Here is a 26,383-nt window from a genome sequence, read left to right as displayed (position 1 = left end):
GATCAGGCTAGATGAACTTCTCGAAATGCCGCAATACGGACACCTCGCTCGGCTCACCCGTACATCAGTGCCTTACGGAGCCACACGCCCGTTCTTGTTGAAGGCCGCGTGGGTGAGCGGCATCAGCCGGGCCCACTGCTCCTCCATCTTCTCGCCGACCATCTCGATCTCCCGCTGCGGGAAGGACGGGACCTTGGCGAGCTCGTGCTGCGTGCGCAGGCCGAGGAAGTGCATCAGGGAACGGGCGTTGCACGTCGCGTACATCGACGAGAACAGGCCGACCGGCAGGACCGCGCGGGCGACTTCGCGGGCGACACCCGCGGCGAGCATCTGCTGATACGCCTCGTACGCCTGGCGGTAGGAGTCCTCCATGACGCGGCCCGTGAGCTCCTGCTGGGCCTGGGTGCCCTCGACGAAGACGTACTTGCCCGGGCGGCCCTCCTGGACCAGCTTGCGGGAGGCGTCCGGGACGTAGAACGTCGGCTGGAGCTCCCTGTAGCGACCCGACTCTTCGTTGTACGACCAGCCCACGCGGTGCCGCATGAACTCGCGGAAGACGAAGATCGGGGCACTGATGAAGAACGTCATCGAGTTGTGCTCGAAGGGGCTGCCGTGGCGGTCCCGCATCAGGTAGTTGATCAGGCCCTTGGAGCGCTCCGGGTCCTTCTGGAGCTCCTCGAGGGACTGCTCGCCGGCGGTCGAGACACGTGCGGCCCACAGGACGTCGGAGTCGGTCGCGGCGTGCTTCACCAGCTCGACGGTGACCTCGCTGCGGAAGTTGGGCTTGAGGTCTTCGGTGGGGGTCTCGCTCACTGGCGGGGTCCTTCCATGTGCATCACTCGGGCGGCGCCCACTCTATGGCCCGGCACTGACAATCGGTCCCTCCGTGACCCGCTACGACATTCTTCGACCAATTTGCCGAAACAGGGCACCTTTTGAGCGATTCGAGCGTCTGTCTAGTCAACAGAGTTCCGTTCGAGTCTCGTGAGGAGAAGCGCACCCCATGTTCCGTCGGCGCGAGCCCGTTCCGTTCGCCTTCATCGCCGAAGCCGGCAAGTTCCGCAGCAATGTCACTCCCCCGCCTCCTGAGCGCGCCACGGCCAGTCAGATCGTGGGCCGCACTCTGGTCGGGCTGGTCGTCGTCGCAGGTCTCGTGGGTTCCATGCTGTTCGGCATGCCCGCCCTGTCGCCCGATCAGTCACCCGCGCAGAACCAGCAGTCGGAAGCCTCCGACGGCCGCTGACGGGGGCGGCGACCCCTGACTCATCCGGACCCCCAAGGGTGGCTGGCGACAGCGGGGCTCGGTAGCCTCACCGGGCACAGCCCATGCGTGGATTGAGTGAGGATCAGTCGTGCCCCTGCCCTTCCTGACGGCGGACCGCGCCTTTGACGAGGCAGCGGAAGACGCCGCCCTGCCGTTCGACGATCGCGACCACTGGCGGCGTCCCTACCGGCCAGGACCGTGGCGGGTGGGGGCCGCGGCGCTGCTTCTGCTGCTCGCCTCGTACGTCCTGGTCGCCGCCGTGATCATCGCGTTCGCCGACTCCCTCGCGGGGGCGGCAGTCTGTGCGGGGCTCGCGGCGGCCATCATCGCGAGCGCGCTGCGGCTGCTGCGCATGGGCACGTGGGTGAGCGCGCACGGGCTGCGCCGCGTGGCCTTCCTGACGACGCAGACCGTGCCGTGGGAGCAGGTCGTGACGGTGCGTACGACGCAGCAGCCCGTGCGGTGGATGGGGCTGCCCCGCACCGTGCAGGGGCAGGCACTCGTTCTCGTACGCCGTGATCAGCAGACCGACGGGCAGGCGCCGTTGCTCACCGACCGCAACGCCGACTTCCTCGCCCGGCACGAGGCCTTCGACCGGGCGGCCGACTCCATCGAGGTGTGGGCCGACGAGTACCGCCGCACCGCCTGAGAGCTAGACGCTGACGGGCCTGCCCGCGTGGAGGGCGATCGCGCGCTGCATCGCCTTGCGTGCCCGCGGGGTGTCCCTGGCGTCGTGGTACGCCACCGCGAGGCGGAACCAGCAGCGCCAGTCGTCCGGTGAGTCCTCGGTCTCGGCCTTGCGCCTGGCGAAGACCTCGTCGGCCGAGTCGCGGTCGATGCGACCGCCCGGGGTGCGCTTCAACTCGTCGGCGGGGAGGCCGCCTTCGGCCTCAAGGTCGGCGGCCAGACAGTTGGCGCGCTGGACGAACTGAGTGTTCTTCCAGAGGAACCAGACGCCGATGACCGGCAGGATCAGGACCGCGACACCGAAGGTGACGGTGAGCGCGGTGCCGTGCTTTATCAGGAGCACGCCACGGCTGCCGACCAGGACGAAATAGACGACCAGGACGGCAGCCGTGACGGCGTAAGTGATCTTTGCTCGCATGACGGTCAGTTCAACTCGGTTCAGCTCGCGTCAGTTCAGGTCAAGGAAGTGTTCCAGGCCGAACGTGAGGCCCGGAGTGTTCACCACACGGCGTACGCCGAGCAGGATGCCCGGCATGAAGCTGCTGTGGTGCAGCGAGTCGTGCCGGATGGTGAGGGTCTCGCCCTCGCCGCCGAGCAGGACCTCCTGGTGGGCCAGGAGGCCGCGCAGCCGCACGGAGTGCACCGGAACGCCGTCGACGTCCGCGCCGCGGGCACCGTCGAGCGCCGTCACCGTGGCATCCGGCTGCGGGGCGCTGCCCGCCTCCGCGCGCGCCGCCGCGATGAGCTGGGCGGTGCGCTGGGCCGTGCCGCTGGGGGCGTCGGCCTTGTTCGGGTGGTGCAGCTCGACGACCTCGACGGACTCGAAGTACGGCGCGGCGATCTGCGCGAACTTCATGGTGAGGACCGCGCCGATGGAGAAGTTCGGTGCGATCAGGACGCCCGTCTCGGGGGATGCGGCCAGCCACGTGTTCAGCTGCGCGAGGCGGTCGTCGTTCCAGCCCGTCGTACCGACCACGGAGTGCATTCCATGGCGTACGCAGAACTCGAGGTTGCCCATCACCGCGTCGGGGTGGGTCAGTTCGACCACGGCCTGGGCGCCGGTCTCCACCAGCGTCTCCAACTGGTCGCCGCGGCCGAGTGCCGCGACCAGTTCCAGGTCCTCGGCGGCTTCGACGGCTCGCACGGCCTCGGAGCCGATCCGGCCCTTGGCCCCGATGACCGCCACGCGCAACTTGCTCATGTGCCTGATTCCTTAAGGGAGTTAAGGGGGTTAGGAGACCGCTTCGTGCAGGCGGGCGGCCTGCTTGTCCTTCAGCGGGCCGATGGCCGACAGCGACGGGCGGTGGCCCAGGACGTCGCGGGCGACCTCACGGACCTCGTCCGGGGTGACCGCCGCGATCTTGGCCAGCATGTCGTCGACCGACATCTGCTCGCCCCAGCACAGCTCGCTCTTGCCGATGCGGTTCATCAGCGCGCCGGTGTCCTCGAGACCGAGGACGGTGGAGCCCGCGAGCTGGCCGATCGCGCGGCCGATCTCGTCGTCGCTCAGGCCGTTCTGGGCGACCTGGTCGAGTTCGTCGCGGCAGATCTTCAGTACGTCGTGCACCTGGCTCGGGCGGCAGCCCGCGTACACGCCGAAGAGGCCGGTGTCGGCGAAGCCCGACGTGTACGAGTACACGCTGTACGCAAGGCCGCGCTTCTCCCTGACCTCCTGGAAGAGGCGGGACGACATGCCGCCGCCGAGCGCGGTGTTCAGGACCCCGAGGGCCCAGCGGCGCTCGTCGGTGCGGGCCAGGCCCGGCATGCCGAGGATGACGTGGGCCTGCTCGGTCTTGCGGTTGATGACCTCGACGCGGCCCGCCGTGCGCAGCGCGCGGGAGCCCTGGCGCGGGATGACCGGCGTCGCGTCGGTGCGGTGGAGGGCGCCCGCCTTGTCGAAGGCGGCGCGGACCTGGCGTACGACCTTGTTGTGGTCGACGTTGCCCGCGGCGGCGACCACCAGACGCGTGGGGTCGTAGTGCTTCTTGTAGAAGCGGCGGATCCGGTCGGCAGTGAGGGCGTTGATCGTCTCCTCGGTGCCGAGGACCGGGCGGCCGAGGGGGGTGTCGCCGAGCATCGTGTGCGCGAACAGGTCGTGCACACAGTCGCCCGGGTCGTCCTCGGTCATCGCGATCTCTTCGAGGATGACGCCGCGCTCGGCGTCGACGTCCTCCTGGAGGATCAGGGAGCCCGTCAGCATGTCGCAGACGACGTCGATGGCCAGCGGCAGGTCGGTGTCGAGCACGCGCGCGTAGTAGCACGTGTACTCCTTCGCCGTGAAGGCGTTCATCTCGCCGCCGACCGCGTCGAGCGCGGCCGAGATGTCGAGCGCGCTGCGCTTCTTGGTGCCCTTGAAGAGCAGGTGCTCCAAGTAGTGCGTGGCGCCGTTCAGGGACGGCGTCTCGTCGCGGGAGCCGACGTTCGCCCAGATCCCGAAGGTCGCCGAGCGTACGGATGGCAGGGTCTCGGTGACGACGCGGAGGCCGCCCGGAAGCGTCGTACGGCGGACCGTGCCGATGCCGTCCTTGCCCTTGAGGAGGGTTTGGGTACGGGCGACGGCCCGCCCCTCCGAAGAGGGGCGGGCCGTCGTCGTGGTGCTACGCGACGTCACTTGTCGGTGTCGTCCTTCTGGTCGTCGCCCTCTTCGCCCTCGATGACGGGGATGAGGGAGAGCTTGCCGCGGGAGTCGATCTCGGCGATCTCGACCTGGACCTTATGGCCCACACCGAGGACGTCCTCGACGTTCTCCACGCGCTTGCCGCCGGCGAGCTTGCGGATCTGCGAGATGTGCAGCAGACCGTCCTTGCCCGGGAGCAGGGACACGAACGCACCGAAGGTGGTCGTCTTGACGACCGTGCCCAGGTAGCGCTCGCCGACCTCCGGCATGGTCGGGTTGGCGATGCCGTTGATCGTGGCGCGGGCGGCCTCGGCGGCCGGTCCGTCGGCGGCACCGATGTAGATGGTGCCGTCGTCCTCGATCGTGATGTCGGCGCCGGTGTCCTCCTGGATCTGGTTGATCATCTTGCCCTTCGGGCCGATGACCTCACCGATCTTGTCCACCGGGATCTTGACGGTGATGATGCGCGGCGCGTTCGGGGACATCTCGTCCGGAACGTCGATCGCCTCGTTCATCACGTCGAGGATGTGCAGACGCGCGTCACGGGCCTGCTTCAGCGCGGCGGCCAGGACCGAGGCGGGGATGCCGTCGAGCTTGGTGTCGAGCTGCAGCGCGGTGACGAACTGCTTCGTACCGGCGACCTTGAAGTCCATGTCACCGAACGCGTCCTCCGCACCGAGGATGTCGGTGAGGGCCACGTAGTGCGTCTGGCCGTCGATCTCCTGGGAGATCAGACCCATGGCGATACCGGCGACGGCGGCCTTCAGCGGGACACCGGCGTTCAGCAGCGACATCGTGGAGGCACAGACCGAACCCATGGACGTCGAGCCATTCGACCCGAGGGCCTCGGAGACCTGACGGATCGCGTACGGGAACTCCTCGCGCGACGGCAGGACCGGCACGATCGCGCGCTCGGCGAGCGCGCCGTGGCCGATCTCGCGGCGCTTGGGCGAACCGACACGGCCCGTCTCGCCGACCGAGTAGGGCGGGAAGTTGTAGTTGTGCATGTAGCGCTTGCGCGTCACCGGGGAAAGGGTGTCGAGCTGCTGCTCCATGCGGAGCATGTTGAGGGTGGTGACGCCCAGGATCTGGGTCTCGCCACGCTCGAACAGCGCCGAACCGTGCACGCGCGGGATGGCCTCGACCTCGGCGGCGAGCGTACGGATGTCCGTGACGCCACGGCCGTCGATGCGGACCTTGTCCTTGATGACGCGCTCGCGGACCAGCTTCTTGGTCAGCGCGCGGTAGGCACCGGAGATCTCCTTCTCGCGGCCCTCGAACTGCGGGAGCAGCTTCTCGGCGGCGATCTCCTTGATGCGGTCCAGCTCGGCCTCGCGCTCCTGCTTGCCGGCGATGGTCAGCGCCTGGGAGAGCTCCGACTTCACGGCGGCGGTGAGCGCCTCCAGGACGTCGTCCTCGTAGTCCAGGAAGACCGGGAACTCGCCGGTGGGCTTGGCGGCCTTGGCGGCGAGGTCCGACTGGGCCTTGCACAGGACCTTGATGAAGGGCTTCGCGGCCTCGAGACCGGCGGCCACGACCTCTTCGGTCGGCGCCTCGGCGCCGCCCTTGACGAGCTCGATGGTCTTCTCGGTGGCCTCGGCCTCGACCATCATGATCGCGACGTCGCCGTCCTCGAGGACGCGACCGGCGACGACCATGTCGAAGACGGCGTCCTCGAGCTCGGTGTGCGTCGGGAACGCGACCCACTGGCCCTTGATCAGCGCGACACGGGTGCCGCCGATCGGGCCGGAGAAGGGCAGGCCGGCCAGCTGCGTGGAGCAGGAGGCGGCGTTGATCGCGACCACGTCGTACAGGTGGTCGGGGTTGAGCGCCATGATCGTCTCGACGATCTGGATCTCGTTGCGCAGGCCCTTCTTGAAGGAAGGACGCAGCGGGCGGTCGATCAGGCGGCAGGTCAGGATCGCGTCCTCGGAGGGGCGACCCTCACGACGGAAGAACGAACCGGGGATCTTGCCGGCGGCGTACTGCCGCTCCTCGACGTCCACCGTGAGGGGGAAGAAGTCGAGCTGGTCCTTGGGCCGCTTGGAAGCGGTGGTGGCCGACAGCACCATGGTGTCGTCGTCCAGGTACGCAACGGCGGAGCCGGCGGCCTGCTTGGCCAGGCGGCCCGTCTCGAAGCGGATGGTGCGGGTGCCGAAAGTGCCGTTGTCGATAACAGCCTCGGCGTAGTGGGTCTCGTTCTCCACTAGCGTTTTCTCCTCGTCTTCGTCCCTTGGCCCGTGTGGCACGGGGACGGTGGCGGAGAAGCGCCCTTCTGGTGCGGGCCGGTCTTCGATCGAAGCACCCGGGCGGTACGCGATTGCTCGATGATCGAGTTTTCGCTGTACCCCGGGGGCCACTACCGAGGACCGGCGGCGGCGTTCCTCGAGGTGCGCTTCTCCTCGTTCGTGTGACGTCGTCTCGTCGCTCCGTGCGACGCCGTTACGTCTTTGAACCGTGCAGTCCGATTCTGCCCAGTCCGGTATGGGTGTGCGTATGACGTTGTGCGACCAGACTACAAAGGGCCGGTGACACTTCGCACGTAGAGCATGCGTACATCACGTACGGCACGCTTGCATACAGCAAAGGGAGCGGCCCCCTCTTGCGTGGGGAACCGCTCCCTTCACGATGTCTTACTTCGCGCCCGCCGCACCGCGACGGATGCCCAGACGGTCCACCAGCGCACGGAAGCGCTGGATGTCCTTCTTGGCCAGGTACTGCAGCAGACGGCGGCGCTGACCGACCAGGATCAGCAGACCACGACGGGAGTGGTGGTCGTGCTTGTGGGTCTTGAGGTGCTCGGTCAGGTCCGAGATGCGGCGGGAGAGCATGGCGACCTGGACCTCGGGGGAGCCGGTGTCGCCCTCCTTCTGGCCGAACTCGGTCATGATCTGCTTCTTCGTAGCGGCGTCGAGCGACACGCTTACTCCTCGTAGTCTTTACGTGGCCACCGAGTGCCCCTGGTCTAAGTCTCAGGGGAGCTTCCGTTACTCGGGAGGCGAGGTCCGCTGGGCGCTGCCTCCAGGTCCTCGGTCAGGGTCTTGGTCAGACTCTTGATCGAGGGGGTCCGGGGGCGCGTACACATACGGCCGTTACACAGGGTACCAGCCGACGTGCGGGGGCTGACCCGGGGGTGGGTTCACCTACCGGTCATCGCCCGAGCCGTCGCGTAGACATCGAAGACGGCCAGGGCCAGCGGGACCAGCGTCAGCAGGACGAAGCCCTCGGCGATCTCCGTGAAGCGGCCCCAGAAGGGAGTGACTCTCCGGCGCGATGTGATCAGTCCTACGGCGGTCACCAGTGCGGAAGCGGCCGCGATCGCCGCAATCAGCCAGAGTGTACGGACATTGAGAGCCGCACTGTCGCCGAGCAGGGCGTCACGCATCAGCTCGCGCGGCGGGTTGAGGCAGAGGCCGAGTCCGAGCAGCACCAGTGCCCCCAGGCCTGCGGCCAGCGTGGCGGCTACCTGGGCGGTGTAGCGGAAGAGCTGGGCGCGCATCAGCATCGCGACGCCGGTGGCGAAGGCAAGCAGCTGCCCCCATACGTCGTCGGAGAAGCCGAGTACCGCCGCGGCCCCGATGGACACCAGGGAGCAGCCGCCCACCAGGCCGACCAGCAGTTCGTGACCGCGGCGGGCCTGGGCGGCGATGCGTTCGGCGTCGATCGGTTGCTGCGGCTCGGGCTCCGCGCCGTACTCGCTGCGCGCGGCGTGCGGGGACTCGAAACCGATGGGGAGCCGGGCGAACCGCATGGAAAGACCCGGCAGGAAGGCCAGAGCCCCCACAGCCAGCGGGGCGCAGAGCGCCGCGGTTTCGATCGGGTCCAGGTTGCTGAGCGTCGCGATGAACACCGTGAGCAGGCCGACGGCGGAGGCGAAGACGAAGGCGACGAACGGGCCGTCCCCGCGCGGCGACACCAGAGTGAGGATCACCGAGGCGATGAGCACGGCTGTGCAGGCAAGCAGGAACTGGAGCCTGCCGATGCCCTGGCCCTCGGTCAGGGGCAGCAACCCGGAGCCGGCCACAGCTACGTTCGGCAGAGCGCCGAGGCCGAGTGCAACGGCCGAGGCCCGGTCGTCGTAGATCCGCGCACGTACGCAGGCGAGGGTGAGCAGCAGCAGACCCGCGACGGCGGCAAGGATGCCCGGAAGGCTGTGCATGTCGTGGCGGGGCTCTGCCGTCCAGGCCACGAAGGCGATGAGGGCGGGCAGGACAGCGCCGCCGATGAGCCCCGCCGCCCGCGTCAGGTCGCCGTTCCACAGCGTGCGATCCCGCATCACCGCGGAGGCGACGGCCTCGGACACATCGTCGAAGACGGCGGGCGGCAGCGATTCCGAGAACGGACGCAGGGTGAGGAGTTCACCGTCGAGGATGCGCTGCGCCGCGAAGGAGCGGGCGCTGTCGAGCACGGCGCCGTCACGGCGTACGAGGTGGTAGCCGACGGGGGCGCCTTCGGCGGGGCTCTGCCGGGAGAGACGCAGGATCTCCGGATAGATGTCGGCGACCGGGATGTCGTCGGGCAGCGCCACGTCGATCCGGCTGTCGGGCGCGACGATGGTGACCCGGCAGAAGCCGAATCCCGTGCCGGTCCCGGACGGGGGTCCCGAAGGGGTTCCCTGGCCGGGTCGGCCCGATCCGGTGGCCGTCGCGGAGGCCGTCATGCTCACCTTGCTGCTCCCCCTCGGTGCTGGTGGTCCTGATGGCGGTGTCATCAGTGGTGCTGCTGTCGTGCGCTCGGCGTGTCCGCCGACTGTGCCGCATCGCACGGTGCGTCGCGGCGCAATCAGCCCCGGCTGGCTGGTTCTTGGGGGCGGCCCTCACCACATGCCGCTAAATGCCCCGATTCATCGGCCAGTTGCCCGAACCCTCTTCGGCCGGATTAGCAAGTGCTCACGCGCACATTCGGCACCCTACCGCCGACCGGTCACCACCTGTATCAGTAGGATCACACAGCGGCCTGCGTCCGCCTGAAACGGGGCGGCGGACGGAACACATCGGCCCTGTAGGGGAATTGGTGCGTAGTGAGCCACATCGTCGTGAAGCGCCCACCTCGGGCTCTGCCGTCCCAGGTGCCCACCGAAGAGGTCATGCTGCAGCCGCCGCCCGAGCTGCCGCGTGGGCAGCAAGAGGGCGCGATGATGCAGCTCCTACCCATGCTGGGCATGGGCGGCTCCGTGGTGTTCTTCTTCATGCCGAGTTCGCATCCGTTCATGAAGATCATGGGCATGGTGATGGTCGCGTCGACGGTGGCCATGTCCGTCGCGATGTTGATCCGCTACCGCCGGGGGACGCAGGGCCAGTTGGCCGACATGCGTCGCGACTACCTCCGGTACCTCAAGCAGACCCGGCGGCAAGCTCTGGACACCGCGAAGGCCCAGCGCGACGCGCAGTACTACCTCCACCCGTCTCCCGAGCAGCTGTGGGCCCTGGTTGCCGAAGGCAGCCGGGTCTGGGAACGCCGGACAGGGGACGAGGACTTCGGGCAGGTGCGGGTCGGGCTCGGCCCGCAGGCGCTCGCCACGCCGCTTGTCCCGCCGCAGACCGCTGCGGTGGACGAGCTGGAGCCGCTCACCGCGGGCGCGATGCAGCGCTTCCTCGCTACCCACAGCACGCTGGAGGACCTGCCGATGGCGGTGTCCCTGCGGGCCTTTTACCACGTGACGGTCAGCGGTGACCCCGGCACGGTTCGGGCAGCCGCCCGCGCGCTGACCTGCTCTCTCGCTTCGCTGCACTCCCCCCAGGACCTGATGATCGCGGTTGCGGCGGGGCAGACGGCCGCTCCGGAGTGGGAGTGGTCCAAGTGGCTCCCGCACTGCCAGACGCAGGGCGCCGCGGACGGTGCGGGCAGTCGGCGAATGATCACCGGCGACCCGGTGGAGCTCGAGGCCATGCTCTCCACCCGGCTGCAGGGACGCCCCCGGTTCCACCCCGGCGGGGCTCATGTGCCGGACGAGCCCCACATCGTCGTCGTACTCGATGGTCTGTCGCTGCCTCCCATGTCGGTCCTCGCCTCCTCCGAAGGGCTGCAAGGCGTGACGGTCGTGGAGGTTGTCCCAGGAGAACTGAGCAGCGGACGCGGCGGGTTGTCCGTCGTCGTGCAACCGAGGTCGCTGCGCATCGAATCCGGACACGGCATGGTGTACGAGGGCACGCCCGACCTCCTCTCCTACGAAGGCGCCGAGGCGCTGGCCCGACAGCTGGCCCCACTGCGGGTGGCATCGGGCGGGGACGACGACGAACCGCTCCTGGCCAATCTCGAGTTCACCGACCTGCTGAGCCTGGGTGACGCGAACTCGGTCGACACCGCCCGGACATGGCGCCCACGCGCTCAGGCGGAGCGGTTGCGTGTGCCGATCGGTGTCGGCGAAGACGGCCGTCCCGTGATGCTGGACCTCAAAGAAGCGGCACAGGAGGGCATGGGCCCGCACGGGCTGTGCGTGGGAGCCACGGGTTCCGGCAAGTCGGAGCTGCTGCGAACTCTGGTCCTGGGGCTCGCCGTCACCCACTCCTCCGAGAGCCTGAACTTCGTCCTTGCCGACTTCAAGGGCGGTGCGACCTTCGCGGGCATGGCGCAGATGCCGCATGTCGCCGCCGTGATCACCAACCTGGCGGACGACCTGACGCTGGTCGACCGCATGGGCGATTCCATCCGCGGCGAGCTCAACCGGCGCCAGGAGCTGCTGCGCGACGCGGGCAACTACGCGAACATCCACGACTACGAGAAGGCCCGCGCGGCCGGCGCCCCGCTCCAGCCGATCCCGTCCCTCGTCCTGGTCATCGACGAGTTCAGTGAACTGCTCACCTCCAAGCCGGACTTCATCGAGATGTTCGTGCAGATCGGCCGTATCGGCCGCTCGCTCGGCGTGCATCTGCTGCTGGCTTCGCAGCGCCTGGAGGAGGGGCGACTGCGTGGCCTGGAGACCTATCTCTCCTACCGGGTCGGTCTGCGCACGTTCTCTGCCGCGGAGTCGCGGGCAGCGCTCGGTGTGCCGGACGCGTACCAGCTGCCGAACGTCCCCGGCTCCGGCTACCTGAAGTTCGGCACGGACGAGATGGTGCGCTTCAAGGCGGCGTATGTATCCGGGGTGTACCGCTCGGGCTCCGCGCAGGCCGCGGCGCTGGGCGGCCCACTGCCCGTCGATCGCCGTCCGGTGCTGTTCACGGCGGCTGAGGTCCCCGTCCGCTATGCCGCCGCGCCGGCGGTTCCGGAGCCGCGCACACAGTCGGCGACGGACCCGGACGACGCGCTGGCCGACACCGTTCTCGACGTCATCGTGCGCCGTCTGGAGGCTCAGGGCCCGGCGGCCCATCAGGTGTGGCTGCCGCCGCTGGACAGTCCACCGTCCCTGGACTCGCTCCTTCCGGGGCTCTCGGCCGTGCCGGGGCGTGGGCTCACACAACCCGGTTACGAGGGAGCGGGGCGGCTCGTCGTCCCGCTCGGCCTGGTCGACAAGCCGTACGAGCAGCGCCGTGACGCACTGTGGTGCGATTTCTCGGGCGCGGCCGGCCACATGCAGATCGTCGGTGGACCGCAGTCCGGAAAGTCGACGCTGCTGCGCTCGCTGATGGCATCCTTCGCCCTCACCCACACTCCGTACGAAGTGCAGCTCTATGGGCTGGACTTCGGCGGCGGCGGCATGGCGTCCGTGGCCGGGCTCCCCCACGTCGGTGGGGTCGCCTCGCGTCTCGACCCCGAGCGGGTGCGGCGCACGGTCGCCGAGGTGTACGGCGTGATGACCCGCCGCGAGGAGTACTTCCGGACGTCCGGCATCCCGTCGATCGCCGACTTCCGGGCGCGCAGGGCTCGCGGTGACATCACGGTGGCCGACCAGCCGTGGGGCGACGTTTTCCTGATCATCGACGGGTGGGGCAACTTCCGCTCGGAATACGAGGGGTTGGAGCCGGCGGTCCTGGACATCGCGGCGCGCGGCCTGGGCTACGGCGTCCACCTGGTCCTCACCGCATCGAGGTCGATGGAGGTCCGCGCGAACCTCAAGGATCACCTCATGAACCGTCTCGAACTGCGACTCGGCGACACGATGGACTCCGAGATCGACCGCAAGGTGGCGGCCAACGTCCCGGCCGGGGTGCCGGGCCGTGGCCAGTCCCCGCAGAAGCAGCACTTCATGGCTGCTGTCCCGCGCATCGACGGCTTGTCGTCCGACACGGACCTCGCTGAGGCCACGTCCACCCTGACCGCCGAGGTGTCCCGCCACTGGACGGAGCCGGGCGCACCGGAAGTCCGCCTGCTGCCGAGGGAGCTGCCCTCCGAACAGCTCCCGCCGGGCAACGTCTTCCCGAAGCGGGGTGTGTCCTTCGCCCTCGACGAGGCCAACCTCGAACCGGTCTTCGTGGACTTCGAGCAGGACCCGTTCTTCCTCGTCTTCGGCGAGAGCGAGTCGGGCAAGTCGAACCTGCTGCGGCTGCTGATCACCCGCCTCACGGAGCGCTACAGCGGCGACGACTGCAAACTCTTCGTGGTCGACAACCGCCGCTCCCTCCTCGACGTGACCCCGACCTCGCACCTGGCGGAGTACATCCCCATGTCCAACGCCATGGACCACCACATGACGGCCCTGGCCGACCTGATGCAACGCCGTACGCCGACGGCCGACGTCACCGCTCAGCAGCTCCGGGAGCGCAGTTGGTGGCGGGGTCCGACAGTGTACGTGATCGTCGACGACTACGACCTGGTGTCCACTTCCAGCGGCAACCCACTGGGCCAGCTCACCGAACTGCTCCCCTTCGCCCGCGACGTGGGTGTCCGCTTCATCATCGCTCGGTCGACGGCGGGCGCGGGGCGGGCGTCGTACGAACCCTTCATGCAGCGAATGAAGGAGCTGGGCGCGCAGGGTGTGGTGCTCGCCGGGGATCCGGGCGAGGGCGACATTCTGGGTGGGGTGCGGCCTCGGCCGATGCCGGTGGGGCGGGGGACCTTTGTCTCCAGGAGGCAGGGGAAGCCGTTGGTGCAGACCGGGTTGGTGGCTGGGGAGTTCTGAGTTGCACTGCGTGATCCAGACCATGCGAGGATTTCGAGCATGATCGATTACGAGGAAAGGACACGACCGGGACCCGGCCGACGGTCCCGCCTCGCGGACCTGGCCGACATGACCGTGCCTGCGGCTGCCGTACCCGATGTACAGGACGACAGCACGCGAATTCGCCGGGAATTCGCCGTCCTGCTCGGTGAGTTCCGGCGCTCCGCCGTCCTGTTGCCGCTAGGTGGGGACGCGTCTCCACTCACCGCGGACTTCAACGGCATCAGATGGCTCTACGCCTTCTCGAACGAGGAAGCGCTGGCACGGTTCGCGGTCATGCGCGGGGACGCGGCCCGCCACTGGGAGTACCAACGACTTCTGGGCGCTCGCCTCTTGGACGGGCTGATCCCGGCGCTGGGCGTGCCATGCGGCGTGGCCCTGGACGTGGGAAGCGAAGGCGACGAGGTGCTGCTCCCGCCGGTGCGGGGGATCGTCCCTGACGCGGTGGCGGTCGACGCCGACGAACACGGGGAGGACGGACAGTGAGTGACGACGCGTCTGATCTGGCGACAGGCGGCCTGGACCTGATCGCCCAGGGGATCAACCTGACCCTGGAAGAGCTCAAAGAGCTCGGACCGATCGGTGCGGCCAGCGCTGGTCGCGGCTTTGAGGACATCGCTTTGACGGGCCTTGAGCTGGGGCACGGCGGCCTGACGTCCACCTTCAACTCGTTCTGCGAGCGATGGGAGTGGGGGGTGCGGGCCCTGTTCAAGGAAGGGAACGACTTCGCACAGGGAGTGGGCCTCACAGCCGGGACGATGCACGAGACCGAGCAGTACGTGGGCGGGTCCTTCAAGGTCTTGGCGAACTCCGTGAGCGGCAACCCGTACGCGACCGAGGACGAGGTCACCCAGATGGGCTGGGGCGAACTGGCCGAGAACCATGCCTTGGCCGACCCGGACTACAGCAAGGAATCGTTCGAGAAGGCGGGGGAGAACATCAAGCAGGGATACCAGGACGCCGGCCGGGATGCGCTGACCTCGACCTTGCTCGGACCTGAGGCCTCCCAACGAGCCGCCGGTATGAACGACGAGCAGTACGAAGCCCTGCTGGACGAGGGCTTCGGCCCCTCGCCCGAGGAGCGTGCACAGGCTGAGGCCCAGCAAGGGACGCAGCAGGGCGGAGACGCGGGCTGATGGGGTTCGGTGGTCTCGGTGATGTCGTCAACTCAGGTCTGGGAAAGCTGGAGGACGGCTGGGACACGACGAAGAAGGCTGTCGGTGAAGGCGTCGAATGGGGCTCCGACAAACTCGCTGACGGTCTCGATCACATCGGTGCGGACCGTGCCGCGGAAATGGTTCACGCTGTCGGTGGCGGCGTCGCCTCCTCTCTGGGCGCGGAGGTCGACGAACGGCAGCTCGGCGAGACCGAGCAGGCCAATGAACTCGTCCACGGCAACCCCGGGACGATCCGGAAGAGCGCGAAACACCTGAAGGACTTCCGCAAGGCCTTCGACAAGGTCGGCCAGGGCATGCGCAGGCTGGACTCCTCCCACTGGAAGGGCGAGGCAGCCGCCACCTTCCGGGAGAGGTTCGCCATGCACCCGGTCAAGTGGCTACACGCGGCGGACGCCTGCGGAAGCGCCGGTGAGGCCCTGGAGAAGTACGCGGAAACGGTCAAGTGGGCACAAGGCCGGGCGCAGGACGCGATCGACTTGTACAAGAAGAGTCGGCAGGCATCCGAGTCAGCAGTCGAGGCGTACAACAAACGAGCCGATGCGTATAACGCCGCGATCAAGGCCCACAAGGATCCGGGCCCTCGGCCCGAGCCGTTCAAGGACCCGGGCAAGGCCGACCTCGAACTGGCCCGCGAGATCCTCGCCGAGGCCCGTCGTCAGCGCAACGAGGCGGGCCAGTCGGCGGAGTCCATGGTCAAGGCCGCTCTGGCGCATGCTCCCGCCGAACCGCCGCCGCTGGACCGGCTGCAGTCCAATTCCCTCGACGGCCTCAAGACGATCAACACGGAAGTCCAGCACACCGTGGGCGGCGCGCTGAAGGGGACGGGAGGGCTGATCAATTTCGTACGCGGCCTGGCCCCGATCGATCCGTACAACATCACGCACCCTGCCGCCTATATGCAGAACGTGAACATGACCCTGGCCGGGCTCGCGTCCACGGCGACGCACCCCGACCGGGCGGCGAAAGACGCATACGAGAACTTCAAGAAGGACCCCGCCGAGTTCGGGGGCAGGATGCTGCCGGAGCTGGCCGGCGCCAAGGGCGCCGGTTTCGCACGCGGAGCGGCCCGGGCCGGTGTCGAGCAAGGAGTGAAGGGCGCCGCGAGAGACGCAGCGGAGTCGGGCGCACGGCGGGGAGCGCGTGAGGCTGTCGGCGAGGATCCCGCGGGGCCTTCACGCCGTGAGGGGGTTGAGAGCCGCGGAACCGACCCGATCGACCTCGCGACCGGCAAGATGTATCTGCCCCAGACGGACGTGGCACTGCCCGGTGCCCTGCCTCTGGTCTTCAAGCGCAGGGTGGAGTCCGGCTACCGGCTGGGGCACTGGTTTGGCCCCTCTTGGTCGTCGACGATCGACCAGCGCCTCGAAATCGACGTCGAGGGCGTCGTCTTCGTCACCGAGGACGGCTTGCTGCTCGCCTACCCTCACCCAGCGCCCGGCCTGCCGACCCTGCCGAGCCACGGTCCGCGCTGGCCGCTGGACCGCGAGGAAGACGGCTACACGATCACCGATCCGTCCACGTTGCGGAAGTGGCACTTCGCCGACCGCGGCGACGACTTGGCGGTCCTGGAGCAGATCGACGACCGCAACGGCAACTGGCTGACGTTCGAGTACGACGCCGAAGGCGCACCACGCTCCTTGGCGCACAGCGGCGGCTACCACCTGAAACTCACCACTGAAAACGGTCGCGTCACCGCCCTCCACCTGGCGGGTGCGGCCGCCGACGGCACGGATCAGGAGCTGGTCCGCTACCGGTATGCCGACGGCCACCTGACCGAGGTCCTCAACTCCTCCGGCATGCCGCTCCGCTTCACGTACGACGGCTCGGGCCGGGTCACTTCGTGGACGGACACCAACGACCGCAGCTACACGTACACGTACGACGACCAGGACAGGTGCGTCGCCGAGGGCGGCTCCGAAGGCCATATGAGCCTGCGCCTCACCTATGACACGACGGACCCCGAGACCGGGCTCAGGGTCACGACGACCACCACCGGCGAGGGCCACACCCGTCGCTTCCTGATCAATGACGCCTGGCAGGTGGTCGCCGACATCAACCCGCTCGGCGCGGTCACCCGCTACGAACGCGACCACTACAACCGGCTGCTCTCCCGCACCGACCCATTGGGCCGCACCACGTCCCTCAGCTACGACACGGCAGGCAACCTGCTCACCGCCGTACGCCCGGACGGACGCGAGGCGAGTTCCGAGTACAACGAACTCGGGCTGCCTTTGAAGGTGGTGAATCCGGACGGCACGATCTGGCGCCAGACCTACGACGAGCGCGGCAACCGCACGGCGGTGACCAGCCCTTCGGGCCAGACCACGCACTTCACGTACGACGAAGCAGGCCACCACACCGCGGTCACCGACCCACTGGGCAACGTGACAACGGTCCGGTGCGACCGGGCCGGGCTCCCCCTCGAGATCACCGACCCGTTGGGCTCAGTGACCCGCTACGAGCGTGATGCCTTCGGCAGACCCGTCACGATCACGGACGCGATGGGCGCCACGACACGCCTCGAATGGACCGTCGAGGGGCAGCTGGCACGGCGTACGTCGGCGGACGGAGCCGTCGAGTCATGGACGTACGACGGTGAGGGCAACTGCACCACGCACACCGACGCGATGGGTGCCGTGTCCCGCTACGAGTACACCTACTTCGACACGCTGTCCGCCCGCACGGGCCCGGACGGTGTGCGCTACGAGTTCGCCCACGACCACGAGCTGCGCCTCACCGAGGTGGCCAACCCGCAGGGTCTGACGTGGACTTACGCATACGACCCGGCCGGCCGCCTGATATCGGAAACAGACTTCGACGACCGCACGCTCACGTACGTTCACGACAGCGCCGGACAGCTGACGTCCCGCACGAACGCCGTCGGACAGACCATCTCCTTCGAGCGCAACGCACTCGGCCAGGTCACACGCAAGGACGCAGACGGCCAGGTCACCACGTTCGTCCACGACCTGACCGACCAGCTAGCCCAGGCGACGGGCCCTGGCACCACGCTGGTTCTGCTGCGCGACCGCTACGGCAGGCTCAGATCCGAGACGGTCAACGACCGCAAGGTCACGTACACATACGACGAACTGGGCCGCCGCACTGGTCGCACGACACCCTCGGGTGCCACCAGCTCGTGGACGTACGACGAAGCGGGACGCCGTACCCAACTGGTCACGTCCGGCCGGACCATCGACTTCTCCTACGACGCGGCAGGCCGCGAACTCGCCCGCCACATCGGTGAATCCATCACGCTGGACCACACCTTCGACGAGCTCGGTCGCCTCACGGGCCAATCGGTCACCACCACCACCAGCGGCCGATCTATCCAGCATCGCGCCTACACCTACCGCGCCGACGGCAACCTCATAGCCATCGACGACCAGCTCTCCGGCGACCGCCGCTTCGACCTGGACGCGGCGGGCCGGGTGACGGCGGTCCACGCGGCGAACTGGACGGAGACGTACGCCTACGACGCGGCGGGCAACCAGACGGAGGCGGCCTGGCCTGCCGAGCATCCGGGGCAGGAGGCGACGGGGTCGCGGGCGTACGTCGGCACGCGGATCACGCGAGCGGGTGGCGTCCGCTACGAGCACGATGAACTCGGCCGCATCACCCTCCGCCAGAAGACCCGCCTGTCCCGCAAGCCGGATACGTGGCGCTACACGTGGGATGCGGAGGACCGCCTGACGTCGGTGCTCACGCCTGACGGCACGCGATGGCGCTACGCCAATGACCCGCTGGGCCGGCGTACGGCGAAGCTGCGCCTGGCGTCTGACGGCGAGACGGTCGTGGAGCGGGTCGATTTCACCTGGGACGGCACGACGCTGTGCGAACAGACCACTAGATCAACGGAGTTGTCGAACCCAGTCACCCTCACCTGGGACTACCGGGGTCTCCGCCCGATCATGCAGACCGAGCGCATCACGGCAACGGATGCGCCCCAGGACGAGATAGACGCCCGCTTCTTCGCCATCGTGACCGATCTTGTCGGCACTCCCACCGAGCTGCTCGACGAAACGGGGGAAATAGCCTGGCGTACCCGCACCACCCTGTGGGGCACCACCACGTGGGCGACCGGCAGCACGACATACACCCCCCTCCGCTTCCCAGGCCAATACTTCGACGCGGAGACAGGCCTGCACTACAACTATTTCCGGCACTACGATCCAGAAATCGGGCGGTATCTCACCGCCGACCCACTCGGCCTCGCACCGGCTCTCAATCCCAATAGCTACGTCCAGAACCCGACTTCCGCCATCGACCCCCTGGGGCTGGCACCTACCGGGTGCCCTGACGAAGAGCATCTGTTCCGGGGCACTACGCGGGACTTCAACGCCAGCAGCGGGGCTCAGGATGTCGGCTTCACTCCCACATCCACAGATCCAGGCGTGGCCACGGCCTTCGCCAGGCACTCAGAAAAATTTGGGGATGCCGTAGTCCAACTAATCCCACACAGTGCAATCGACGGAGTTCCTACTGCACCGGGATACATTCGGGCTGAAGCAGAGGTAGCAGTGGGGCTTCCCGCATCCGAACTGGCAAGCCGCGCCAGCATTCAGCTGCCGGCAGATGCCGCGCGGGACATTCTTGCCGGCATGGATATACACGTACCGAAGATCAACAGCTATGAGGGAATCAGCGATGCCCTAGAATGGGACATCCCTAAACTTACAAAGGAACAAGTGTCCCGTTTCGTTTCGGAGGCCTACAAACATGGCTGATTTTGAGAACAGCAGACTTCAGATTGTTTCTGTCGAAAGCAGAGGACCATCGGAAGCCACTTGCATAGTTCGATGCGTAGGAGGCACCGCACGCACCGGGCAGATCTTCGGTGTTGAATCCGCGGCCGACATAGCTGCATCAAACTCCCACCACGTCGTGCTGAACTGGATTGACCGCTATGGTCGACGCGTGGATTTCTTCGACCCACCACACGGCGCAAAAGTTGCCCTGTCCGGAGAGGGAGCGTCGGCACTTAGCAAGGGAGTAATCATCGCCTCGTTCGACGACTGAGTCAAAATGCAGCCGATAACAGAATGGCCGCGACCATTTCGCGTATGGCAATACACCGTCAGCTATTCGCAGCTACTCCTACGCAGCATAAACATCGACGGAGCGAACACTAGAATCGATGTCCTGTTCTCCAATATCGAAATGATGCATCTGATGCCCAGGATGGACTACTTGTCCATCAGTGAGGCATCATTCACCGAGGCCCAGTCACTGATCCCAACACTCAAACCCCCTACACATGGCCGCATCTATTTCCTCAATTCAGGAGATTCGTACGTCTACGCAACTCACTGCGAATGGCATGAGGAAGAGGGCGGTCCGGCTGACCCTTCCCATTTTGGGCCGCTGCCAGGAACGAATTAACCCCACGTGCTCAGGTTGGCTCGTGCGTCACATGGTGCTCCAACGGCTCCGGGCCAGCCTCAGGCCCAGGCACGCAAGCAAGTCGCGGCAGTGCGAACCGGCCCGTTTCGGAGCGCGGTCATCGTCCCCAAGCAGGGTGAACGGACAGTCATTCGCACGTCAGAAAGGGGCCGCCCGACCATGGCCGAGCCACAGGGCAAGAGCGTCGAGGCACCGCACGGGGACGTCAAGGCCCGCAAGGAGCGAGAGCTAAGGTTTCGTTCCCTTACGACGAGGGAGAAGCCTTGATCCGAGGCCCCGGAGGAGGTGCGGAAGTCAGCGTTAACGGAGGGCGATGGATCAGCACAGATTGAGGGAGCTCATCACCGCAGCAGCGGGCGAGGACAGGTGTCCTCGGGATCTCCTTGGCGCGATGCAAAACATTGTCTCCATTGAAACCGGAGAGGTCTCACGGAACAGCCTGATCCACACGTACCGTCGCAGACTTGCGAGAACCGCGGATGGATCCCCCCTACAGACGGAAACCGCAGCGCTTGTGTCCTTCCTCGAAAGTTACTCCGGAGACACGCTCAACATGGTCAGCGTGAAGCTGGAAGGGGGCGGGTACCAGATGTTTCTCACCGACCCTTACCTAGCAAAAATCCTCTACTGGATGCGAATGTTCTCACGATAGACGAAGGGCGGGACCGCTACATCTACGACGACGCACTCGACCGCTTGATTGCCCCCTTCCGCACATACGTCATTCGTGAAGCGTCACTGAGTCGAGATTCATTCAAAGCACTATTTCAGATCGCACACCAAGCGCTCGAGCTGCCAGAAATACAGCTGCGAGAACTCGGATGCACTTCTTCAGATGTCTCCATTCTGATTGACACAGTGACGAAAGTGCGACTTTTCGTCGACCGAGTAACGACGGTACACTTCACCGTCGATCGAGACCTTAAATCCTCTGATGATCCCGTCGTTACAGACGTCAATTCGAGGGGAATCATTAGCGTCAACCTTGCAGAGCACACCAGCACTGTCTGGCTAACCTTGCTGAAATTCACTACCACTTCGGCAATGAGCCCCCGCGAAATATTCCTCCGAACCGGCTACCGACAAGAAGAGCTGTCTGAGGCCGTATCGGCTTTCTCTGGTCTCACACATCCTTGACAGCCTGGGAGGGGGAACGGCATCAAGCCAAGCACGCGGCGCACAGGCCACGCCATTGTGGAGCGAGCGTTGCAGGGCTCCAAGTAGGCTGAGCCAACCGTTCGTTGGCACGTCAGGAAGGGGCCGAGTCATCATGGCCGAGGCAGGGGACCAGGAGTCGGAGCAGGGCGTCAAGGCGCGCAAGGAGCGGGAGAAGGACGAGCTCTACGCCCTCGACATCTCCGACGTCGAGTGGCACAGCGCGCCGGGCACCGAGGCGCACGAGGAGCGCGTCGAGATCGCGTACCTGCCCGAGGGCGCCGTGGCGATGCGGTCATCCCTGGAGCCGGAGACGGTGCTGCGGTATACGGAGGCGGAGTGGCGCGCTTTTGTACTGGGCGCACGGGACGGAGAGTTCGACCTGGAGCCTTCGCCTCGGAATGGTGGGGTTTCGGCGGAGTAGGGCACACCGGCCCGGTGATATTGCCGTCCGCGATCAGTGCGCGTGAGGATTCCGCGCATGATTCGGAGGGGGAAGACGTGCCGTCGGGGCCGGCGGCGGCACCGATTCGGCGTTCGCAGCTGGCTGATACGGCGGAGATGACGGCGCCCGTGGCACACGTCGTCCTGGGCACCCTCCGACTCACATCCCTGGGTCAGATCACGGGGCGGCCGTGACGCCACGGTCGCCCCGTGGAGCTCCTAGGGAACAGACGCTGACGCGATGGCGAAGGTGCACCAGACCTGCTTCTCGTCGAAACCGGTACTGTGCCAGCCCCACCGGCGCGAAAGCGCGTCGACCAGATGAAGCCCGCGCCCCTGCTCACTAAGCGGATTACCGTCCCCTGCCAACTCGGGGATCTGGTCCGGCCGATGGTCCATGACGAGCACGCGCAGCACGGGCGGGGCGTACTGCCGGGACGCTCCCAGAATCAGCTCAAGTCCCGCGAGCCCGCCCCCATGACGTACGGCATTCGTGCACAGCTCCGCGACGGCCAGCTCGACCGAGTCGGCCAACTCCAGGAGCTGCCAACGCTGTTGAACCCACACGCGGGCGCGGTGGCGGGCTTCAGCGACGGGACGGAGCGGGTCGAGGACGGAGGCGTCCCAGCCGACGCGGGTGGGGGTGGCGTCGAAGGGGGTGGGGGTGCCGGTGTGCGGGGCCGGTGCGTCCATAGTTCACCTCTGGAGGGGAGTTGGCGGTGGCCTGCGTCACACCATAGACCTCGACTTCCAACCCGTGAGACCACTTTCACTTTAACGAGTTGAATTTACGTATCTCGTAGACGCGTGAACGGTCGATGGGCACACTGAGCGCGAGCGAGGAGAGGGCACATGGCACCACGGCAGGCACCGACCATCCGGCAACGACGCTTCGGCGCCGAGCTCAGACGGCTGCGAGAGGCCGCAGGGCTGCCTGCCCCACGAGCCGCCGAACTTCTCGGCACTGACCGCACGACCATCTCCAACACGGAAGCCGGGCGCTTCGGCATCAGCGAACAGCGCCTGCGTCGGCTGGCCAGCATCTACGAGTGTGACGACCCAACCCTGGTCGATGCCTTGGCCGCCATGACGGGCGGGAGATGTTCTGGCTGGTGGGACGAGTACCGCGGCAAGGTACCGCCCGACTTCCTCGACGTGGCCGAACTGGAGCACCACGCCACGTCGCTCCGCACCCTCCAGACAGCCCACCTCCCTGGCATGTTCCAGGTCGAGGACCACGCCCGCGCCCTCTTCGACCTGTTCATCCCGGCGCTCCCACGCCTAGAGGTCGAACTCCGCATCGCCCAACGCCTAAGTCGCCACACCGTAATCACCAAAGATCCGGCAGTGGACTACGAGGGCCTGATTCACGAAGCGGCACTACGCATGCAGATCGGCGGCGCCCACGTCGCCAAGGCCCAACTCAACCGCCTCCTGGAAGAGAGCGAGCGCGAGAACGTGACGCTCCTGGTCATCCCGTTCAGCGTCGGCGGGTTCCCGATGGCCGGCGACTCCGTACTGTACGCGGCGGCCGACAGCCCACACCTGGACACTGTGCAGGTGGACGCGCCGACTGGAGCGGTCTTCTTCGACTCCCCCACACAACTGGCCAACTTCCGCAGACGCCTGGACGCGGTCGAACAACTGGCGTTGAATCCCAAGCAGTCGAGGGACGTCATCCTCGAAATCGCCAGAGATCTATAAGAGGACCCGTTTTGCCTGAGTTGAAGTGGCTGAAGTCGACGTACTCCGAGGCCTCCGGCAACAACTGCGTCGAGGTGGCCAGGAACGGACATCTCGTCGTCGTCCGTGACTCCAAGGACGTGGAGCGGCCGTGGGCGACGGTGGGGCACGAGGCGTGGAGGCGGTTCACCGGGGCGCTGGCACAGTCGTCGTACTAGGGGAACCCGTCCCGGGAGACGGCCCCACCGCAACAGAACGAGGTGGGCACCTCCCGCGCGTGCCCACCCCAACGTTCTGCGCTACTTCTCAGGCTCACTGGAAGTAGCTGGCGCCCTTCAGGTCACCACCCCGGTAGTCACCGCCGGCCTGGCCGACCTTCTGGCCGATTTCGACGAGAGCCCGGTGGATGGCCTCGACGTTGTTGTCCCACTCCTTCTGCTTCAGGACGTACGCCTCGTGGGCCTTGCCCTCCCAGCCCTCGGCCACCTTCGCCACCGCCCGCTTGATGTCCGCGAGGTCGGCTTCCAACTGCTTTGCCTGGTTGCCGAGTTCGGTAGTGATGGCGTCAAGGCCGCCGTACTTTACCGCCATCTCGCCGTAGTGAACGTTCGCCATGCCTACCCCGTCTCTCTGCGGTTGCGGGGGACTCGCCCTCCGCGGGATTCAGTGCTTCAGTAGCTGTTGATGGCCGAGTGCTTGCCGCCGTACTGCACGTCGATGCTGTCCATCGTCGACCGGACCTGGTCCTCGAGTCCGTCCGTGAGCTTCTCGTTGCCGCTGATGCCTTCCAGGAAGTCCACCAGGATTCGCCCGATCGCCTGCATGCGCTCGTTGAGCTCAGTCTGCTTCTTGTCGAATGCATGAGCGCCGACGCCTCGCCAGTTCACCTCCATCGTGTCGAGGGTGCCCTGGAGGCGCTTGAGCTGCTGCTGGACCGATTCGTACTTTCCCACGATCTCTTTCTTCAGCAGCGCCACTTGCTCGTTGTTCAACTTCTGGCCGTCAGCCACGGCTGGGCTCCCTTCGTGAACCTATGCTGGTATGTGTCGGGGTGATGCTGCGGCGCGTTCAGGCTCTGCGCCGAGCACGCATCACTGCGAAGGCGCTGCCGCCGATCACTGCAGCTGCGGCGAGGATGCCTAGCACCAGCCATGGCTGGCTATTTCCTTCATCCGACGACTTCGCAGCTACGGCGGCCTTGTCGCCGGAAGTGCCCTTCTTCGAGGGCTGTGGAGAAGCGGCGGGCGGCGCAGAGGCAGAAGGAGTTGTCCCCCCGCCGCCGGAACCAACGACCGCCGTCTTCTTATTGGTGATGGGGTCGATGTCCGCGGGGCCGGGCTTCCCCTCGCCCTTGACGACATTACGGGCGGGACGAATCAGCCCGTAGCCGAGATAGTCGCTGGGCTTGTCCTTCGGCCAGTCACGGCCTGCAGTGTCGATGAGGACGCGGAGAACCTGGTTCGACGTCCAGTTGGGGTGCTTGGACCAGATCAGTGCGGCGGAGGCCGAGGCGATGGCTGTGGCCGTGCTGGTGCCACCTCCGTTGTCGCAGTACGAGCGGAACGTCTCATCGCACCACTTGGGGAGGTTCAGGCCTGGCGCCGCCAGATCCACATACTCGCCAAACTCTGAGTACTTCGCGACCTTGCCAGACTTGTCGGCGGCGGATACGCCAGTGACGGACGGATATGCGGCGGGGTATCCGATGAAGTTCTTCTTCTCTCCATCATTTCCGACGCCAGCGAACATCAACTTGCCTTTCGAGGCGGCATACTTCACGGCCTCTTCCTGATCTGGATACGCGAAGTCGGAACCAAATGACATGCTGATAATCCGGGCATCACTGTCGGCCGCGGCCCGAATTGCTTCGGCGCTTCGGCTTCCCCTCTTGGTGAACTTGCCACCCAGACCTGTGCGGAAGGACACGATCTCGGCTCCGGGCGCCAAGCCCTTGATCCCGGCACCTCGGCCGGACCCCACGATGAACTCCGCCATCGTGGTTCCATGTCCGTCGTAGTCATCCGTCGAGGCTCCAGACATGCCTGTCACGTCCTTGCCCGGATGTACGCGGCCTTTGAGCGACGGCGTCTCCGAAACGCCAGTATCGACGACTGCAATCTTGATGCCCTCGCCCGTACTGACGTCCCACAGGTCATTAGCGCCCATGGCTTCCAGGTGCCATAGCTCCGACTGGATGTCGTCCGCCGTCGCACTCGGTGCGAGCCCTAGTGCCATGAGGGCCAGCACACCCAATACCGAGCCCACGGAGGCGATGCGTCTCCCTGCACCGCCCTCAAACGACGCAACCCACCCGCCGCGTCGACTGGCCTCTGACCTCATGCCCTGCACGTCCTTGCTCACGATTGGTCGATCACCTACGGCACGTGCCGTACGTTGCCTGGCAGATATGTTTCCTCGTCGTCGACCAGGTAGTCGGGCCTCTGCACGCCCTCGCCGTCAACTTCCGGGCGTTGTGGTGTGCCCGCAGGACCACGCACCAGGCCAGAACCGCCGGCTGTGAATCCGTTCCTGCGGCCCGTGGCGGTAGCCGTCCGCGCCTTGGGAGTACCGACCACGCCGTCGGGATTACTGACAAGCCGGCGAGGCACCTGCCCGCTACCAGCTGTGCCACTAGGTGCCGCTCCAACGACTCCGCGTTGGCCTCCGGCCCCATTCGTTGCCCTTGAACCAACAGAGCCTTCGGTCCCGATCACCGGGCCGCGCGGCAACCTGGAGCCCGACGAACCCGGCACGGGGCCAGGAGCGGGCCGCCCCCCGACGACGCCATTGCCGTGCCCCGCACCAGTATCTGGGAGGCTAGGACGCGGGCCCGGCATGGTGGGGCGTGGTGTTCCTCCAGTGACACCACGCCCTATTGGCGGCTGCCCAGTGCCCGTCGGGCCACTGACGGTTCT

General features: G+C 66.8%; 21 protein-coding genes. 10 read left to right on the top strand and 11 right to left on the bottom strand.

The window, feature by feature from the left end:
* Nucleotides 1-72: 72 nt before the first annotated feature.
* Nucleotides 73-813, bottom strand: a complete 741-nt coding sequence (thyX, locus tag OG453_RS27700) for an FAD-dependent thymidylate synthase (RefSeq protein WP_266871234.1) — start codon at nucleotides 811-813, stop codon at nucleotides 73-75.
* Between the two features lie 190 nt (nucleotides 814-1,003).
* Here thyX and OG453_RS27695 point away from each other — a divergent pair, with 190 nt between their 5' ends.
* Together OG453_RS27695 and OG453_RS27690 are read left to right on the top strand one after the other, a co-directional pair.
* Nucleotides 1,004-1,243 (top strand): hypothetical protein, encoded by a 240-nt coding sequence (locus OG453_RS27695; protein ID WP_266871233.1) that lies wholly within the window; start codon nucleotides 1,004-1,006, stop codon nucleotides 1,241-1,243.
* 109 nt (nucleotides 1,244-1,352) lie between these two features.
* Complete coding sequence (locus tag OG453_RS27690; protein ID WP_266871232.1) at nucleotides 1,353-1,913, top strand: PH domain-containing protein; 561 nt, start codon at nucleotides 1,353-1,355, stop codon at nucleotides 1,911-1,913.
* Between the two features lie 3 nt (nucleotides 1,914-1,916).
* Here OG453_RS27690 and OG453_RS27685 read toward each other — a convergent pair whose 3' ends face one another.
* The 6 genes from OG453_RS27685 to eccD form a co-directional block, all read right to left on the bottom strand.
* A complete protein-coding gene (locus OG453_RS27685) occupies nucleotides 1,917-2,369 on the bottom strand; it encodes a tetratricopeptide repeat protein (protein ID WP_266871231.1) in 453 nt (150 codons plus the stop codon).
* Nucleotides 2,370-2,399: 30 nt separating this feature from the next.
* Complete coding sequence (gene dapB / locus OG453_RS27680; protein WP_266871230.1) at nucleotides 2,400-3,152, bottom strand: 4-hydroxy-tetrahydrodipicolinate reductase; 753 nt, start codon at nucleotides 3,150-3,152, stop codon at nucleotides 2,400-2,402.
* Between the two features lie 30 nt (nucleotides 3,153-3,182).
* On the bottom strand, nucleotides 3,183-4,562 hold the full coding sequence (locus OG453_RS27675; protein ID WP_266871229.1) for a pitrilysin family protein: 1,380 nt from the start codon (nucleotides 4,560-4,562) through the stop codon (nucleotides 3,183-3,185).
* Nucleotides 4,559-6,775 (bottom strand): polyribonucleotide nucleotidyltransferase, encoded by a 2,217-nt coding sequence (locus tag OG453_RS27670; protein ID WP_266871227.1) that lies wholly within the window; start codon nucleotides 6,773-6,775, stop codon nucleotides 4,559-4,561. Before OG453_RS27670 ends, OG453_RS27675 begins: the two co-directional genes overlap by 4 nt.
* 426 nt (nucleotides 6,776-7,201) lie before the next feature.
* Entirely contained in the window at nucleotides 7,202-7,489 is a 288-nt protein-coding gene (gene rpsO / locus OG453_RS27665; RefSeq protein ID WP_007385095.1) for a 30S ribosomal protein S15, read from the bottom strand.
* A 218-nt stretch (nucleotides 7,490-7,707) separates the two neighbouring features.
* Nucleotides 7,708-9,234, bottom strand: coding sequence for a type VII secretion integral membrane protein EccD (gene eccD, locus OG453_RS27660; protein ID WP_266871226.1), 1,527 nt, complete (start codon nucleotides 9,232-9,234; stop codon nucleotides 7,708-7,710).
* Between the two features lie 354 nt (nucleotides 9,235-9,588).
* Between eccD and eccCa the strand changes: the two genes are divergently transcribed.
* The 6 genes from eccCa to OG453_RS27630 all read left to right on the top strand — a co-directional run bounded on the left by eccCa (nucleotide 9,589) and on the right by OG453_RS27630 (nucleotide 21,765).
* Entirely contained in the window at nucleotides 9,589-13,566 is a 3,978-nt protein-coding gene (eccCa, locus tag OG453_RS27655) for a type VII secretion protein EccCa (RefSeq protein ID WP_266871225.1), read from the top strand.
* A 39-nt stretch (nucleotides 13,567-13,605) separates the two neighbouring features.
* On the top strand, nucleotides 13,606-14,091 hold the full coding sequence (locus OG453_RS27650; protein WP_266871224.1) for a hypothetical protein: 486 nt from the start codon (nucleotides 13,606-13,608) through the stop codon (nucleotides 14,089-14,091).
* The gene (locus OG453_RS27645) at nucleotides 14,088-14,741 is read left to right on the top strand and encodes a hypothetical protein (protein ID WP_266871223.1); all 654 of its coding nucleotides are present in this window, start codon (nucleotides 14,088-14,090) and stop codon (nucleotides 14,739-14,741) included. The genes OG453_RS27650 and OG453_RS27645 overlap by 4 nt, the downstream gene beginning before the upstream one ends.
* Nucleotides 14,741-19,510 (top strand): putative T7SS-secreted protein, encoded by a 4,770-nt coding sequence (locus OG453_RS27640; RefSeq protein WP_266871222.1) that lies wholly within the window; start codon nucleotides 14,741-14,743, stop codon nucleotides 19,508-19,510. The genes OG453_RS27645 and OG453_RS27640 overlap by 1 nt, the downstream gene beginning before the upstream one ends.
* A 989-nt stretch (nucleotides 19,511-20,499) precedes the next feature.
* Nucleotides 20,500-20,838 carry a hypothetical protein gene (locus OG453_RS27635; RefSeq protein WP_266871220.1) on the top strand — a complete coding sequence of 113 codons (339 nt, stop codon included), beginning with the start codon at nucleotides 20,500-20,502 and terminating at the stop codon, nucleotides 20,836-20,838.
* Nucleotides 20,839-21,456: 618 nt separating this feature from the next.
* Nucleotides 21,457-21,765, top strand: a complete 309-nt coding sequence (locus OG453_RS27630) for a DUF397 domain-containing protein (RefSeq protein ID WP_266871219.1) — start codon at nucleotides 21,457-21,459, stop codon at nucleotides 21,763-21,765.
* Nucleotides 21,766-22,004: 239 nt separating this feature from the next.
* Here the strand turns inward: OG453_RS27630 and OG453_RS27625 are convergent, their stop codons facing one another.
* Entirely contained in the window at nucleotides 22,005-22,478 is a 474-nt protein-coding gene (locus tag OG453_RS27625; protein ID WP_266871218.1) for an ATP-binding protein, read from the bottom strand.
* Between the two features lie 159 nt (nucleotides 22,479-22,637).
* On the opposite strand from OG453_RS27625, the gene OG453_RS27620 reads away from it, so the two are divergent.
* Together OG453_RS27620 and OG453_RS27615 are read left to right on the top strand one after the other, a co-directional pair.
* Nucleotides 22,638-23,489: a helix-turn-helix transcriptional regulator gene (locus OG453_RS27620; RefSeq protein ID WP_266871217.1), complete on the top strand. Its 852-nt coding sequence runs from the start codon at nucleotides 22,638-22,640 to the stop codon at nucleotides 23,487-23,489.
* Nucleotides 23,490-23,500: 11 nt separating this feature from the next.
* Nucleotides 23,501-23,686, top strand: coding sequence for a DUF397 domain-containing protein (locus OG453_RS27615; protein WP_266871216.1), 186 nt, complete (start codon nucleotides 23,501-23,503; stop codon nucleotides 23,684-23,686).
* Between the two features lie 94 nt (nucleotides 23,687-23,780).
* Here the strand turns inward: OG453_RS27615 and OG453_RS27610 are convergent, their stop codons facing one another.
* From OG453_RS27610 to OG453_RS27600, 3 genes are read right to left on the bottom strand one after another with little or no spacing between them, the layout of a single operon-like run.
* Complete coding sequence (locus tag OG453_RS27610; RefSeq protein ID WP_266871215.1) at nucleotides 23,781-24,083, bottom strand: WXG100 family type VII secretion target; 303 nt, start codon at nucleotides 24,081-24,083, stop codon at nucleotides 23,781-23,783.
* Between the two features lie 56 nt (nucleotides 24,084-24,139).
* Nucleotides 24,140-24,478, bottom strand: coding sequence for a WXG100 family type VII secretion target (locus OG453_RS27605; RefSeq protein ID WP_266871214.1), 339 nt, complete (start codon nucleotides 24,476-24,478; stop codon nucleotides 24,140-24,142).
* A gap of 58 nt (nucleotides 24,479-24,536) precedes the next feature.
* Nucleotides 24,537-25,829 carry a S8 family serine peptidase gene (locus tag OG453_RS27600; RefSeq protein ID WP_266871213.1) on the bottom strand — a complete coding sequence of 431 codons (1,293 nt, stop codon included), beginning with the start codon at nucleotides 25,827-25,829 and terminating at the stop codon, nucleotides 24,537-24,539.
* Nucleotides 25,830-26,383: the final 554 nt, after the last annotated feature.

This window comes from Streptomyces sp. NBC_01381, from assembly GCF_026340305.1.
Lineage (GTDB): Bacteria > Actinomycetota > Actinomycetes > Streptomycetales > Streptomycetaceae > Streptomyces.
Note: the sequence above shows the minus strand (reverse complement) of the source record. Positions and strands in the feature narration are given on the sequence as shown.

Coding starts and splice junctions, on each gene's coding strand:
- OG453_RS27695 (WP_266871233.1), top strand. CDS start 1,004: ATGTTCCGTCGGCGCGAGCCCGTTCCGTTCGCCTTCATCGCCGAAGCC.
- OG453_RS27685 (WP_266871231.1), bottom strand. CDS start 2,369: ATGCGAGCAAAGATCACTTACGCCGTCACGGCTGCCGTCCTGGTCGTC.
- dapB (WP_266871230.1), bottom strand. CDS start 3,152: ATGAGCAAGTTGCGCGTGGCGGTCATCGGGGCCAAGGGCCGGATCGGC.
- OG453_RS27650 (WP_266871224.1), top strand. CDS start 13,606: ATGATCGATTACGAGGAAAGGACACGACCGGGACCCGGCCGACGGTCC.
- OG453_RS27640 (WP_266871222.1), top strand. CDS start 14,741: ATGGGGTTCGGTGGTCTCGGTGATGTCGTCAACTCAGGTCTGGGAAAG.
- OG453_RS27635 (WP_266871220.1), top strand. CDS start 20,500: ATGGATCAGCACAGATTGAGGGAGCTCATCACCGCAGCAGCGGGCGAG.
- OG453_RS27630 (WP_266871219.1), top strand. CDS start 21,457: ATGGCCGAGGCAGGGGACCAGGAGTCGGAGCAGGGCGTCAAGGCGCGC.
- OG453_RS27625 (WP_266871218.1), bottom strand. CDS start 22,478: ATGGACGCACCGGCCCCGCACACCGGCACCCCCACCCCCTTCGACGCC.
- OG453_RS27620 (WP_266871217.1), top strand. CDS start 22,638: ATGGCACCACGGCAGGCACCGACCATCCGGCAACGACGCTTCGGCGCC.
- OG453_RS27610 (WP_266871215.1), bottom strand. CDS start 24,083: ATGGCGAACGTTCACTACGGCGAGATGGCGGTAAAGTACGGCGGCCTT.